This is a genomic window from Streptomyces sp. NPDC101165, from assembly GCF_044768135.1.
Lineage (GTDB): Bacteria > Actinomycetota > Actinomycetes > Streptomycetales > Streptomycetaceae > Streptomyces.
The window spans coordinates 49,070-63,429 of record NZ_JBIWPG010000013.1 but is presented as its reverse complement, the minus strand read 5'-3'; the positions used below and the strand labels follow the sequence as shown (position 1 = coordinate 63,429).

Genomic DNA, 14,360 nt, shown 5'->3' with positions numbered 1-14,360 from the left:
CTCAGCCCACCTCCGTTCTCTGGGCCCAGCGCGGGACGCGCCGTCGGGGGACGTCGGGTGCCGGGAAGGGAACGGCCGGGGCGGGCGTCGCCAGCAGCGAGGCGGCCACGGCCAGATGCAGCAGATACGGCGAGGCGTCGCCCAGCCCGGCCTCGGTGTACGACGCGATCGCGCAGTAGCTGATCAGGAAGATCGCGCAGGCGCGCGACAGCGACGGCGGCCGCAGCAGCGCGATGCCGCCCAGCACGACGATGAACGCCGCCACCAGACCGACGCCGATCACACCCTGCTCGTTGTAGACGGCCAGCCAGCTGTTGTCGATCGGCAGCCCGTCGAACGACTTGTCGCCCAGGCCCACGCCGAACAGGTACTCGATGGTCGTCCGGGGTGCGGTCAGCAGAGCGTGCCAGACCTTGGCCCGGCCGGTGAGGCTGGAGAAGTTCTCCTGGCTCTGCCCGCGCAGGAACCACGTCTGCAGCGCGGAGGCGAACCCCACCGCTGCCACCGCGGCGATCGCCACCGCCCAGGTGAAGAACCGGCGGGCGGCGCCGCTGGTCAGCATGAGCGAGCCGATCGCCAGCGCCAGCCCGAGGAGCAGGCCGAGCGTGGCCGTGCGGGTGTGGGTCAGGGCGAGCAGGACGAGCGACGGCACGATGACCACCGCCGCGCTGGTCCCGTCGGTCCGGCGGTCCAGCAGGAGCAGCACGGTCAGCCCGATGATCACCGCCGCGTACTGTCCGATCTGCGGCGGGGTCAGCGGCCACAGCGCGCCGACCAACCGCCCGCCGTAGAGGTCGGGCAGGGCCGCGCCCGGTGAGGCGACCAGACCGGCGGCCACCGTCCCGAGCACCGCCAGGTACATCCGGATGTGATGCCGGACGAACGTCGTGCCGCCGTCCCACCAGCGGCTCAGCAGCCACAGCGTGCCGACGAACAGGGCCAGCCGGAAGCAGCGGAACAGAGCCCCGAACCCCGACTCCAGGTGCGAGCTGGAGATCACGCTCATGACCAGCAGCAGGGTGAGCAGGAACAGATAGGCGCTGGCCCGCAGGCGCAGCCGGAGGTTGACCGTGAGCGCCAGGGCGAAGGCCGTGACCAGCGCGCCCATGGTGACCATCTGGATGAGGGAGCGGGGCAGCGGGACGATGGTCTTCGCCCCGGCGGAGCCGAGCGTGTTGAGGACCAGCAGCCCCCAGACCGTCCCGACGATCTTCGGCGTGTGGGACGTGTGGTCGGTGCTCATCTCAACCACCGTCCTGGGCGCGGAAGGTGCTGCCCGCGTCCTGCTGGTACGGAGTGCCCTGCCACTGCCCGGAGTCGAGTATCCGGCTCGGGTCGTGGGCGACGAACTTCCAGGGTCCGACGTAGACGTTGTCGTGCCAGCGGTTGTGCTGCTTGAGGGTGATCGCCTCGGCCACCCGCTCGCCCTGGTACGGCGACCACTCCGGATAGGTGCCGTAGTTGGCCAGCACCGCCATGCGGTCGCACTTCACCGTGCAGTCGACGACGGACTTGTCCAGCACGAAGCGGTTGTTGTGGATGTCCACCCGCTGGGTCTTCCACCGGCAGTCGGCGTAGAGCGGTGCGGTGGCGATCGCCGGCTGTGCGCAGCGGTGGGTCTTCTTCACCAGCAATGTGCAGTCGCCGGACGAGGTGTTGGCCGGGCTGTTGCAGAACCGGTCGGCGTTCTCCCACAGGGTGATGCCGGACCAGTTGTTCTCCAGCACGTTCCGGTAGATGTCGATCTTGTCCGTGCGGGCCCGGACCCGTGGCTCGCCGCCGGACTCGGACAGGTAGATCGTCGCGAACGGGAAGGTGTCGCCGCGGTCGGCGTACCTGCGGCCCTCGACCCAGTTGTTCCGCCGGATCGTGTTCTTCCGGATGACCGCGTTGTAGCTGGTCTCGTAGATCAGCGCGGCACCGTCGTTGGCCTCGAGCACGTTGTCCTCGATGAGGAAGTCGTTGTTGTCGGTGTCCGCCCACAACCCGGCTCCGCGGTTGTCGTGCACCCAGTTGCCGCGCACGTCGGCGCCGTTGACGGCCCAGAACTTGACGCCTCCGGTGCAGCCGCAGCCCGGCCGCCGCCGCTCCCAGTCGTCCCTGTTGTTGCCCACGATCTCGTTGCCCTCGACCACCAGGCCGCTGAGACGGCCGGTGGCCTTGTACGCGTTCATGCCGTACTGACCGTTGCCGCGCAGGCAGCTGGCGCGGACCCGCTGGCGGTCACCCGCCATCAGCCCGGCGCCGGAGTTGTTCTGGATCGTCGCGTGCTCGATCACCCATCCGTCGGCCGAGTCATGGTTGACCACGCCCTCGTTCTGCGGCGCGACGAAACCCTGCACGGTCAGGTAGCGGATGGTGACGTTGCGGGCGGTGCCGCCGAACGCGTACTGGTTGGTCTTCCGGCCGTCGAGCACCGCGCCCGGCGCGCCGAGGTAGCTGTCCCCTTCCTTGGGGATGACCTGGGCGTAGCGGTCCGGCTCGAGCCTGTGCTTGCCCGGTCGAAGCCAGAACGTGGTGTGCGGGGGGCTGTTCCTGGTCTTCGCGGCCAGGTCACCGGCCACCGCGGGGTCGACCGTCACCGCGCCCGCCGGCGCCTTCGCCGGCCCGGCCGCGGGCCCGGCGCACACCCGGGCCACGGACGTGGCGGGCGCAGCAGCCGGCTTCGGCCGCACGGCCGGCGTGCTCTCACAGCCGGTCGCCGCCAGCAGGGTCAGCGCCAGCGGTGCCGCCGGCCACGCCCAGTGCCGCCACTTGATCCCCACGCGTCCTTCCTCCCTAGCCGCGAAACCTGAGTACGGTGGTGAACCCCTCCGTGCCATCGGCGAAGCCGGTGCCGACCAGCGTGGTGGTGGGTTCCTTGCGTCCGAAGCCGGCGGAGTACCAGCCCAGCGGCGGGTCGCTCTCGCCGCGATGCGCCCGCCAGCTCAGCTGCCCGGGCAGGTCGAGCACGGCGGAGCGGTCCTCGCCGTCCCGGGTCCAGGTGAGCACCGCCCGGTTGCCCGCCAGGTCCGCGGCGATCGCCGGGCCGAGGTGGAACGCCAGCTGCACCTCGGCCCGGTGCGGGCCGCGCACCTCGTCAACCACCCTCAGCTCCTGGCTCGCGGCCGTCAGCTCCACCCGGCGGCGATGCACGGAGCGCTGGTAACCGTCGTGCTCGGCGCACCAGCGGGCCGTCCCCCCGTCGGAGGCGCCGGATGTGTCCGCGACCAGGACGCGGCTGCGGGCATGCCGGGTCCACAGGAACGGGCCGCCGGAGACGGACTGGTCACCGCCGTCCAGCTGCAGGGTGTTGTGGCCGAGGGTCGAGCGGAAGTACTGCCGCCACTCGGGCTGCCCGTGGTAGCAGAACGTGCCCGGGTCGGCGAGCACGTCGACCCCGTCGTGCCGGACCTCCACGGACAGCGCGTCCGCGTGGGCATGCGCGGCGATGGACAGGAATCCGTGCGGACCACCGTCGCAGCGGCACCAGATCTCCTCCGGACCACGCAGGATGGTCATGCCCGCGTCGGCGAAATGCGCCGGTCGGCTTGCCGGGCGGGTCACGGCCGGTGCGGTTCCGTCCTTCGCGTAGGGCCGGATGAGCGCGGCCAGCAGCGGGGTGCGTACATCGGTGCCGGTCACCGCCGGCCACCAGGCGAGCCGGCCGAACACGGCGTCCCCGGTGGCCAGCAGCGAGGCCCAGCGGTCGGTGCCCGTGCCGTCCACCACCAGACCGTGCCCGTCGTCCGCGTCCCCCTGGCGCGGCGGCCGTAGCCGGCCGTCCACGACGGCCGCGAGTGCGTCGGTCATCCGCAGCAGCACCAGCCGGATCGACGCGGGGACCGGCACACCGGCGGCATCCGCCTCGGCCACCGCGGCCAGGCCGAGCTCCAGCACCAGTCCGTGATACTCGGTGGCCAGCTCGCGGTTGAGGCCGGAGCCGAAGGTGTTGAGTCGCAGCTGCCGCTCCAGCGACCGCAGCGCGTCGGCTCGCCAACGCTCCGAGGAGGGGAACCAGCCGAACGCGCAGGCCGCGGCGAACTGCCCGGCGGCCTCGGCGATGACGTGGTTGTTCGCCGAAGACCCCCGGCTGGGGAAGGCGGCCAGCCAGCGCTGGTGGTGCCAGATCTGGTGGCGTGCCACCGGGTTGTCCTCGAACAGAGCGGCCACGCCCGGCCAGCCGTCGAGCAGCCGGCGGATCCACACCCAGGACAGCAGCCGGATCCCCAGCTCGATGCCGCTGGTCCAGTGCACTCCGCGCAGCGGCGCGTTGCCCGCCCACCACGACCGCAGGTGCTCGGCGACTCGTTCGGCGTACCGCTCGTCCCCGGTGAGCGCGTAGGCGGCGGCGAGTTGGGTGAGGTACTGATGCCGGGACAGCTCCCAGATCTGCTTGATGTCCCCGACCGCGTCCTCGTTCCGGTACGGCACGTCGAAGGCGTAGCCCCACGGAGCCCGGCGCCCGGTCTTCGGGTCGTACCACCAGTCCGGGTCGGCCAGGTCGTCGCGGTCCGCCCCGAAGTACTCGACGTGCCCGGCCATCAGCCGGTCCGCCTCGGCGAGGAGGCGTTTCGCGGCGTCCGGCGGCACCGCGGCGATCGTCCCTGCGGGCAGTACCGCGGTGAACCGGGCGCCGGTCACGCTCGGGCAGTCCGGCCGCGCCGACCGCCACCGCCGCCTGCGCACCGCGTCGCCGACCCGGCCGCCGACCTCCCGCGGGCCCATCCGGGACAGCCGCCGCAGGTACCAGCCCGGGCTCATGGTCACAGCGCCCTCGCCAGCGTCACCGGCGCGCCGGCGGCCAGGCCGGCCTGCACGGCGAGGGTGGCCGCCGTGGTGGCGACCAGCGACTCCAGCGGCACCGGCATCGGACCGCCGGTCCGCACGGCCTTGATGAAGGCGGCCAGTTCGGCGGACTGGCCCTTGTCCCGGGCCTTGGGCAGCCGCGAACTGACCCACCGCTTGCGGCCGTATACGGAGGCACGGACGAAGTCGTCGAGCCGCAGCACCTTGCCGTCCGCGACCAGGTCCAGCGTCTCCTTGGGGAAGCCGGGGGCGCCGGTGGTGACGTAGCTGATGGTGGCGGTGGACCCGTCCGGGTAGCGCAGCACGACCTGCAGATCCTCGTTGCCGGACGTGGCGACCGCGTACACCGAGACCGGATCGTCCCCGAGCAGCCAGCTCGCCGTGTCGATGAAGTGTCCGCCCTCGCCGGCGAACCGCGATCCCTCGGTGCCCTGTTGGAGGTACCAGCTGCCGTGCGCCAGCCGGCCCGCATTGACCAGGTAGCGCAGGCTCGCCGGACCGGTCCTGGCGCCGAACCGCTTCCCGGCCTCCTGCAGCAGTGGCGCGAACCGGCGGTTGAAGCCCACCTGCAGCCGGTCGTTGCCGGACTCCTCCACCGCCGCGAGCACGCCGGCCAGTTCGTCCTCGGTGAGCGCCAACGGCTTCTCCACGAACACCGTCTTGCCGGCCAGCAGCGCCCTTCGGGTCAGTTCGGCGTGCGAGCTGTGCCGGGTGACCACGAACACCGCGTCGATGGACGTGTCGCCGAGCACGGCGTCGAGATCGGTGGTCGCCTCGGCGAAGCCGAACTTCCGCTGAGCGTTGGCCGCGGACAGCGCCGTCGTGGTGACGACCGTGGACAACTCGACGCCGTCGCGCTGTGCCAGGTGCGGCAGCAGCATCGACGTCGCGTAGTTTCCCGCGCCGACGAACGCCAGCCGCACCGGCGTCTTCGCGCCCCGGGCCGGACCCGGCCTCACGTTCACCGTGGGCACGGCCACCGCGGGAGCCTCCGCTTCCACGGCTTGTTCGGGGTACCGGAACAGCACGGCCACGGCCTTCAGGTCGCCGCCCTTCAGCCGCTGGTACGTCTCGACGGCGTCGTCGAACTCGGCGATGTGGGAGACCAGGGGCTCCACGTCGACGCGGCCGCGGGCGACGAGGTCGAGGAAGCACGCCAGGTTGCGGCGCTCGGTCCAGCGCACGTAGCCGATCGGGTAGTCCCGCCCCTCGAGCTCGTACTCCGGGTCGTAGCGCCCGGGGCCGTAACTGCGGGAGAACCGGACGTCGAGCTCCTTCTCGTAGTACGCGTTCCACGGCAGGTCCAGGCGGCACTTGCCGATGTCGACGACCCGGCCGCGGTCCCGGCAGAGCCGGGCGGCCAGCTCGACGGGCTGGTTGCTGCCGCCGCCGGCGGCCAGGTACACCTGGTCCACGCCGTGACCGTCGGTGAGTTCGGCGACGGAGTTCTCCACGGCCGCGGACGCGGGATCGCCGCAGGCCGCCGCGCCCAGGCGCTCGGCCAGCTCGCAGCGCACCGGGTCGGGGTCGGCCCCGATGACCCGGACTCCCGAGGCGGCCAGCAGCTGCACCACCAGCTGCCCGATCAGCCCGAGGCCGATGACCAGCGCCACTTCGCCGAGCTGCGGCTCGCCCTGGCGGACGCCCTGCATCGCGATCGACCCGACGGTGCCGAAGGCCGCGTGCCGCGGCGCGAGGCCGTCCGGCACCGGGGTGTAGAGGTTCTTCGGCACCCAGTTGAGCTCGGCGTGCAGCGCGTGCTCGTTGCCGGCGCAGGCCACGAGGTCGCCGACCTTCACATCGTCGATCCCGGTGCCGACCTCCTCGACCACCCCGCACAGCGAGTAGCCCAGCGGTGTGTAGGAGTCCAGCTTGCCCATCACCTTGCGGTAGGTGGCGGGCAGCCCGTTCGTGGCCACGCTCTGCACGACCTTGGCCACCTGGTCCGGCCGCGAGCGGGCCTTGCCCAGCATCGACATGCCGGCCTCGGACACCTTCATGAGCTCGGTTCCGGTGGATATCAGCGAGTAGGCGCTCCGGACCAGCACACCCCCCGGCTTGCACCCCGGCACCGGCACGTCGAGCAGCGCCAGCTCGCCACTCTTGTAGTTCTGCACAACCTGTTTCACCCGAAGTCCTCTTGTCTCTACGCAGTCGAGGGAGAGTTCTGGCCGGCCCCGGAGGTCGCGCCGCGATACCAGTACTCGAGGGTCAGCACATGCCACAGATGTTTGGAGAAGTCCCGCTGCCCGGCGGCGTCCTCGGCGACCATGTGCGCCAGCGCGTCGCGGCGCAGGAGCCCTGAACGGACGAGCTCGCCGTCGTTCACCACCTCGCGCACCAGCGGTGCCAGATCCCGGCTCATCCAGGCGCGCAGCGGGGCGCTGAACAGGCCCTTGGGCCGGTACACGATCTCCCGGGGCAGGATCGAGGTGGCCGCCTCCTTGAGGACGGCCTTGCCCTGCCGTCCGACGATCTTGCGATCACCGGGCACGGCGAACGCCGCCTTGACCACCTCGACGTCCACATACGGCACCCGCACCTCGGTCGACGCGGCCATGCTCGACCGGTCCGTGTACGTGAGGTTCAGACCCGGCAGGAACATCCGGGCGTCGCCCAGGCACATGCGGTTGACGAAGTCGTCGAGGTCGTTGTCCTGGTAGACATCCGCATGCTCGGTCAGCACGTCCTCGACCGTCCCGGCCAGGTCCGGATCGACCAGGGCGAGCAGCTCGTCCTGGTCGTACATGGTGTAGCTGCGCCGGAACGCGGTCTCCTCCGGCAGATCGGCGAAGGAGAGGAACCGCTTCGCGAAGCGCACCGACCGGTACCCCCGGCGGGCCGTTGCGACCGGCAGCCGGTCCACGGCCCTGGACAGACCGCGCCGCAGGGGCCGTGGGACGCGCTGGTAGCGCAGCGCGATCAGGTTGGCCAGGTGCTTGCGGTACCCGGCGAACAGCTCGTCGGCGCCCATCCCCGAGAGCATCACCTTGACCCCGGCCTCCCGGGCGGCCGAGCAGATCAGGAAGGTGTTGATCGCGGCGGGGTCGCCGATCGGCTCGTCCAGGTGGTACGTCATCTGCGGCAGCAGGTCGAGCACGTTCGGAGCGATCTCGATCTCGTGCAGGTCGACGCCGAACCGCTCGGCCACCTGCCGGGCATAGCGCAGGTCGTCCGGCATCGCCTCGAACCTGGCGTCCTCGGCGCGGAACCCGATCGTGTAGGCGGAGATCCCGGGTCGGTCGCGGGCCGCCAGCGCGGTCAGGTAGCTGGAGTCCAGCCCGCCGGAGAGGAAGGTCGCCACGGGTACGTCGGAGAGCAGGTGACGCCGGGTCGACTCCTCGACGATGGCGGCGACATCCGGCTGCTCGCCGTCCCGGGCCCGCTCCCGGGCCTCGGCGGCGACGTCCCGGAGGTGCCAGTACCGGCCGCGCTCCACCCGGCCGTCGGGCCGGCACCTGAGCCAGCTCCCCGGCGGCAGCTTCTCCGCCTCGCGGAACGCGCACCGTGAGTCCGGCACCCAGTAGTACAGCAGCGAGGCCACCAGCGCCGCATGGTCCACCTGCAGCGACCCGCCGGTCACGGCGGCGAGCGCCTTGAGCTCGGAGGCGAACACCAGACCCTCGCCGCGCCGGAGCAGGAACAGCGGCTTGATGCCGAGCTGGTCGCGGGCGAGCACCAGTTCACCGGTTCGCTCGTCGAAGATCCCGAACGCGAACATGCCGCGCAGCCGGGGCAGGCAGTCCGTGCCCCAGCGCCGCCAGGCCTCCAGCAGCACCTCGGTGTCGGAGGTACCGCGGAAGCGCACCCCGGCGGCTGCCAGCTCGGCCCGCAGCTCGGGCGCGTTGTACAGCTCGCCGTTGTACGTCAGGACGAGGCCGCCCGAGACCATCGGCTGGGCGCCGGTCTCGGACAGGTCGATGATGGCCAGCCGGCGGTGCCCGAGGTGCACTTCGCCGTCACCGGCGGGGTGGCTGTACCGGCCCGCCCCGTCCGGACCGCGGTGGGCGAGGGTATCGGTGAGCCGGTCGGTCACGACCTTCCCGTCCGGCCATCGGTAAGTGCCTGCGATGCCACACATGTCCTACCGCGCCTCCTGGTCGCTGTCCGGGACCCGTGCCGACCACTTCGGCAGCCGCTCCGCCCGCCGCCGGCCCGCCCCATGCTGTCGGGCCAGCCGCTCGTTCTGGCCGCGTAGCGCGGTGTGCAGCCCGTCCCACAGCGTGCCGTCGGACCGGTCCCGCGGATCAGGGTCGATCAGCACCACACCGATCACCGGAATGCACTGGTCCGCGAGCTGCCGCGCCACGGTGTGCAGCCATGCGGCGCTGCCGTGCCCGGCCCGCACGACGAGCACGGTCTGAGTGCCGAGGTACTGGAGGTCGGTCCACGCCGTACCGGGCCCCACCGAGCCGACGCCGAGCCGGCGTTCCTGGTGCGGCACAGCCGCGGCACGGTCGCCGCTGACCACGGTCGGGTCGCCCGGCTTCGGGCGATGCTTGGCCAGCTGCGGGCCGGGCAGACCGTCGATGACGGTCACGGGCCCGTCCGCCGCCAGTGCCCTGGCCACCTCCAGGGCGATCACACTCGCGCTGCGCGCACAGCCCAGCTCCAGCAGCGACACGGGGTCCGCGGAGCCGCGCACGGTGCGGGCCAGGGACGTGGTGAGCCGTTCGCGTGCCGTCCGGATCCGTCGGCGCCGCCACAGCCTGCCCGACCGGCGGGGCAGCTCCGCGATGACGGAGGCGCCGAGGTTCGCCGCGATCTCCCGGCGCAGCACGGGGCGGTCCGCCACCACCGTGCCGACCGCGGCCACCGCGAGTCCGAGGACGAGCCCGAGGACGAGCCCGATCGCGGCGTCGGTGGCAGCGGTCCTGGGCAGGGAGTGCCGCACCGCGCGCGGGGCGTCCACGACCTGTGTGCCGGCGATGAGCTGGGGCGTGCCGATGCGCGCCTCCGCGGCGCGCTGGCTGAAATCGGAGATCCGCGAGGTCAGCTCGGCCCGGCGGGCGAAGAGCGACTCCAAGTCCGCCGACGCCTTCGGCCCGCTTCCCGACGACCCGTCTCCGATCGCCTTGTTGACCTGGGCGAGTTCGCCCTGCAGCCGGTCACGCTGGTCGAGCAGGGCCTTGGCTTCGGCGTTCGCGGCTTCCTGTATCCGCCTCACGTGGTCCGCGACGAACGCATCGGCCAGCGCCTTGGCGCGGGCCACCGCCTCCGCGTCGCCGTCACCCGTCACGGTGATCTGCAGCAGGTTGTTGGTCAGGCCGACAGCGCTGTAGTCCTTCATAAAGTCCTCCGGTTTCTCCGGGGACTTGACGGACTGCAGGGCCGTGGCGGCGATCCGCGTGGTCTGCAACAGCCCGACGTCGGTGCGGATCAGCGTTCCGGGGTCGTTCGGCTGGTCCTCCTGATGTGCGACCAGCACCTTGGCCACGGCGGTCGGAGGCGGCGGCAGCAGGATTGCCATCGCCGCGCCGACGAGCAGGCCCAGCAGCGCCGTGGAGCACCAGAGGCGGCGGCGCCGGCGCACCGCCACCACCAGCGCCTGCAGGTCCAGCAGCGGAGCGGTGGCCGACGACTCCGACGTCGTACTCGTCGTCACCCTGAACTTCCCTTCACCTTGTCGCCCACCGCGAGCACCGGCGTGCCGGTCTCCCGGGGACGGCCGGCGGACTGCGTCGGACGGGCCCGGACCGGGCTCGCGAGGACGATGCCGACGACCTCGTGCTTGGCGTCCGCACACGCCTCGGCGATGGCGGCGAGCTCGACCGCGGTCCAGTTGCCCGCACTGAGCACGACGAGGGCACCGGACTCGTTGTCGCGGTCCGGCACCAGCGGCTGGGACACCGAGACCTCCACCATCCGCAGCACCGGATCGCTCCCGGCCTCGGCGACGAGCTGCCCGGCGGCCCGGCGGGCGATCTCGTCGCCGTCCGGGACGACGACCAGCAGCCGCCGCAAGGAAGGCAGTTGGTCCCGGAGGCGGGCGCACACCCGCCGGTAGCGGATCTGCAGGCCGGCCTCGTCGCCCGACGTCTGCGGGGTGGGCAGGTCCCACCGGATGTCGGTGCCCAGCAGCCGGCGGATCCGGGCCCGTGGGCCGCGGCCTTGCGGGCGGTGCGCGGAGCGTTCACCCGGTACGTCGACGGTGCCGAGCAGCGTCGAGCCCAGCGCCGCGGCGATGTCCGGTTCGCTGCGCAGCCGACGGCTCATCCGCGCGGCGGTGAGATGGCCGATGACGGCGAGCAGGAAGAACAGCAGCGCCCCGCCGACGATGAGCTGCAGTCTCGTCGGCGGTGCCTCGCCGGTCGGCCGGGCGGCCGACCCCATGACGACCATGTTGGCCTTGTTGGCGGCCGGGGCGGCCTGGTCCAGCTTGTTGATGGCCTCCTGCAGCGAGGTGCGCAGCTTCTCCAGTTCGGTGCGAGACTGCACGCTCTCCACGGTCCGCCCCGGATCCGCCGCGTCGGCCAGGTCGGTGATACGGCGGTTGGTCTGCACCACCGACTGCCGCAGGGCCTCGAGCTGTTCGGCCGCTTCGGGGTCGGTGTTGCCGTCCGCGACCCGTGCGGCGAACGTGACGAACTGCTGAGCCACTTGATCGGAGAGCTGCTGTGCGCGCTCCGGGGTGTCGGCCGTGCCCGAGATCTTGATGATGTTCCCGTCGGCGGCCGTGGCGCTCACCTGGTCCCGCAGCTTGCTGCCGCTGGTTCCGGGCCAGTGGAGCGTGGCGGCCGCGCGGTCGACCACCACCGAACTGGTCGCGATCTCCTGCTGCGTGAGCAGCTCGCGCTCCTCCCACGCGCCCGGCAGCAGTACCGATGCCGACGTCGTGTAGCGCGGTGGAAACAGCAGAGAGGTGCCGTAGCCGGCGAGCGCGCCCACCAGAGCGAGGATGGTGAGGAGCCGCCAGCGCCGGCGGATGATCCGCCCGACCGTGACCAGGCGTATCGTGTCGTCGTTCAACTGCGCGGCCTCCGCCCTGCACGGTTCTTGTCGCCCGCCCGGACCGGAACGCGGTCACGGCAGGCAGCGGCGTAGGCGGCGAGCAGCGAGCGCTGGGAGTTCCGCCAGGAGAGCGGTCCGCTGATCCGCTCCTGGCCGATCTTGCCCATCAGGGCCCGCTTCTCCGGATCGTCCAGCAGCAGCGCGACGAGCCCGGCGAACTCGGCCTCGTCGTTGGCGGGCGCGTAGACGGCGGCGTCACCGGCGGAGACTCGCGCCTCCCGGAGGTCGAACGAGACGACCGGCCGGCCCATCACCATGTACTCCAGGACCTTGTTCATGGTCGACACGTCGTTGAGCGGATTGTGCGGGTCGGGGGAGAGGCACACGTCCGCGGTGGACAGGTAGCGCACCAGGTCGGCGTCCGGAATGCGCCCGGTGAACTGCACCTGCTCCGAGAGCCCGAGCTGCCGGGACAGCTCCACCATCGCGTCGAAGGTGTCGCCGGCGCCGACGAACACCGCATGCCAGTCGGTCCGCCCGAGCTCGTCGCGCAGTTTCGCGAGGGCCCGCAAGGCGTAGTCGACGCCGTCCTGCGGGCCCATGACGCCGAGGTAGCACAGCAGATGAGGCTTGCCGCGCTTCAACTCCGGCTCGGGCGGGACGGGGTGGAAGCGGTCGATGTCGGGCGCGCTGCGCACCACGAAAACGTCCTCGGGCCGCCGGCCGCCACGGCGCACCGCGACGTCCCGGTAGCTCTCGTTCGTGGCGAGCACGACGTCCGCGGCCCGGTAGGTCAGCCGTTCCAGTGCGCACACGCCGCGGTAGAGCAGATCTTCGCCGCGGCCGAACCGGGAGAGATACAGCTCGGGCACCAGGTCGTGCTGGTCGAAGACGAACCGCGCTCCGCGCCGCTTCAGCCACAGTGCCGGCAGGAACAGCAGGTCGGGCGGGTTGCAGGCGTGGACCACGTCGACCGGGCCGACCTTCCGGGCCAGCCGGACCGTGTGCCACAACGCCGATCCGTACTCCCGCAGGTAGCCGGCCGGCCCTCCGGTGGCCGCGCGCAACGGGTAGCGGTGGATCCGCACCCCGTCGATCTCCGCCTCCGGCTCCGTGTCCCGCTTGCTTCCCTGGGGGCAGATGACGTGCACCTTCCAGCCCGCGTCGCGCAGCGTCGTGCACTCCTGCCACACACGCCGGTCGAACGGCACCGACAGGTTCTCCACCAGAATCAGCGCGCGTCGGCCCGGCCGGTCGGCGCCGGCCGTGTCACCGAACGATGTGTCACCAAGCAAGGCCCACGTACCCCGGTTCGGCCCGGCGCGCCTCGGCGTCGGGAAGGCGGATGAGATCGACAACCACCGGGCTGCCACCATGGGGCAGCGCCGACAGCACGGCCGGATCCCTGGTCCCGACCAGGCACACCTCGGCGTGCTCGAGCACCTCGTCGACGGAGTCCGCGAGCAGCTGCGCGAGGTGCGGCAGCCGGGACTCGATGTACTCGCGGTTCGCGCCGAGCAGCCGGGAAAGACTCACGTTGGCGTCGTAGATCTTGAGGTCGTACCCCTTGCCGAAGAGCCGCTCCGCCAGCTCGACGAGCGGGCTCTCGCGGAGGTCGTCGGTGCCGGGTTTGAAGGACAGCCCGAACAGGCCCACCCGGCGCTTGCCGGTGCGCTCGACCAACTCCACCGCGCGCTGCAGATGGTCGGAGTTGGAGGGCAGCACATGGGCGAGGATGGGCACCGAGACGTCGGCCCGCTGCGCCGCGTGGACCAGGCTGCGCAGGTCCTTGGGCAGGCAGGAGCCACCGAAGGCGAAGCCGGGCCGCAGGTAGGCGGGGCTGATGTTCAGCTTGCGGTCGGCCAGGAACACGTCCATCACCTGGTGCGAGTCCACCCCGAGCGCCTGGCACACCGCGCCCAGCTCGTTCGCGAAGCCGATCTTGAGGCCGTGGAACGCGTTGTCCGCATATTTGATCGCCTCGGCCGTCGGGACCGGCACCCGGAACACCTCGCCGGGCAAGCCGTCGTACAGCGCCAGCACCGCGTCGCCGCTTGCCGGGTCGAGCTCGCCGATGACGGTCTTGGGCGGGTCGAAGAAGTCCCGCACGCTCGTGCCCTCGCGCAGGAACTCCGGGTTGACCGCGACCCCGATGTCCACGCCGGCCGTGCCGCCGACGTACTTCTCCAGGATCGGTACCAGCAGGTTCAGGCAGGTGCCGGGGAGCATGGTGCTGCGGAACACGACGGTGTGCCGCCCTCCCCGCTCGGCCAGCGCGGCGCCGATCTGCTCGGTGACCCGCTCCAAGTACGTGGTGCACAGGCTGCCGTTGGGCTCCGACGGCGTGCCCACACAGACCAGCGACACCTCGCTGTCCATGATCGCCTCGCGGACGTCGCCGGTGGCGCGCAAGGCTCCGGTCCGCACGACCTCGGCGATGAGCTCGCCGATCCGCTCCTCGACCACCGGGGCCTTGCCGTCGTTGACCAGGTCGACCTTCACCTGGTTCACGTCCACCCCGATGACCTCGTGACCCATGCTGGCCAGGCACGCGGCCGACACACAGCCCACGTAGCCGAGCCCGAAAACGCTGACTCTCATGACCCGTTCCTCCCCCCAGG

General features: G+C 71.7%; 9 protein-coding genes. All 9 read right to left on the bottom strand.

Annotated elements, in window-relative coordinates; all coding sequences use genetic code 11:
• Position 1: 1 nt before the first annotated feature.
• The 9 genes from ACIRVH_RS27400 to ACIRVH_RS27360 are packed head-to-tail and all read right to left on the bottom strand — an operon-like array spanning position 2 to position 14,340.
• Entirely contained in the window at positions 2-1,243 is a 1,242-nt protein-coding gene (locus ACIRVH_RS27400) for an O-antigen ligase domain-containing protein (RefSeq protein ID WP_403958130.1), read from the bottom strand.
• A gap of 1 nt (position 1,244) precedes the next feature.
• A complete protein-coding gene (locus tag ACIRVH_RS27395) occupies positions 1,245-2,765 on the bottom strand; it encodes a right-handed parallel beta-helix repeat-containing protein (RefSeq protein ID WP_403958127.1) in 1,521 nt (506 codons plus the stop codon).
• Positions 2,766-2,778: 13 nt separating this feature from the next.
• A complete protein-coding gene (locus ACIRVH_RS27390; protein WP_403958124.1) occupies positions 2,779-4,743 on the bottom strand; it encodes an alginate lyase family protein in 1,965 nt (654 codons plus the stop codon).
• Positions 4,744-4,745: 2 nt separating this feature from the next.
• Positions 4,746-6,917 carry a bi-domain-containing oxidoreductase gene (locus tag ACIRVH_RS27385; protein WP_403958121.1) on the bottom strand — a complete coding sequence of 724 codons (2,172 nt, stop codon included), beginning with the start codon at positions 6,915-6,917 and terminating at the stop codon, positions 4,746-4,748.
• A gap of 17 nt (positions 6,918-6,934) precedes the next feature.
• Positions 6,935-8,869: an asparagine synthase (glutamine-hydrolyzing) gene (gene asnB, locus ACIRVH_RS27380; protein ID WP_403958118.1), complete on the bottom strand. Its 1,935-nt coding sequence runs from the start codon at positions 8,867-8,869 to the stop codon at positions 6,935-6,937.
• A gap of 3 nt (positions 8,870-8,872) precedes the next feature.
• Positions 8,873-10,393, bottom strand: a complete 1,521-nt coding sequence (locus ACIRVH_RS27375; protein WP_403958115.1) for a Wzz/FepE/Etk N-terminal domain-containing protein — start codon at positions 10,391-10,393, stop codon at positions 8,873-8,875.
• Positions 10,390-11,757: a Wzz/FepE/Etk N-terminal domain-containing protein gene (locus tag ACIRVH_RS27370; protein ID WP_403958113.1), complete on the bottom strand. Its 1,368-nt coding sequence runs from the start codon at positions 11,755-11,757 to the stop codon at positions 10,390-10,392. The genes ACIRVH_RS27375 and ACIRVH_RS27370 overlap by 4 nt, the downstream gene beginning before the upstream one ends.
• On the bottom strand, positions 11,754-13,034 hold the full coding sequence (locus tag ACIRVH_RS27365; RefSeq protein ID WP_403958110.1) for a glycosyltransferase family 4 protein: 1,281 nt from the start codon (positions 13,032-13,034) through the stop codon (positions 11,754-11,756). The genes ACIRVH_RS27370 and ACIRVH_RS27365 overlap by 4 nt, the downstream gene beginning before the upstream one ends.
• Positions 13,024-14,340: a nucleotide sugar dehydrogenase gene (locus tag ACIRVH_RS27360; protein WP_403958107.1), complete on the bottom strand. Its 1,317-nt coding sequence runs from the start codon at positions 14,338-14,340 to the stop codon at positions 13,024-13,026. Before ACIRVH_RS27360 ends, ACIRVH_RS27365 begins: the two co-directional genes overlap by 11 nt.
• Positions 14,341-14,360 lie beyond the last annotated feature (20 nt).

What these genes read in the sequence shown, in the direction of transcription:
- ACIRVH_RS27360 (WP_403958107.1), bottom strand. Translation starts at nt 14,340, where the DNA reads ATGAGAGTCAGCGTTTTCGGGCTCGGCTACGTGGGCTGTGTGTCGGCC.
- ACIRVH_RS27400 (WP_403958130.1), bottom strand. Translation starts at nt 1,243, where the DNA reads ATGAGCACCGACCACACGTCCCACACGCCGAAGATCGTCGGGACGGTC.
- asnB (WP_403958118.1), bottom strand. Translation starts at nt 8,869, where the DNA reads ATGTGTGGCATCGCAGGCACTTACCGATGGCCGGACGGGAAGGTCGTG.
- ACIRVH_RS27390 (WP_403958124.1), bottom strand. Translation starts at nt 4,743, where the DNA reads ATGAGCCCGGGCTGGTACCTGCGGCGGCTGTCCCGGATGGGCCCGCGG.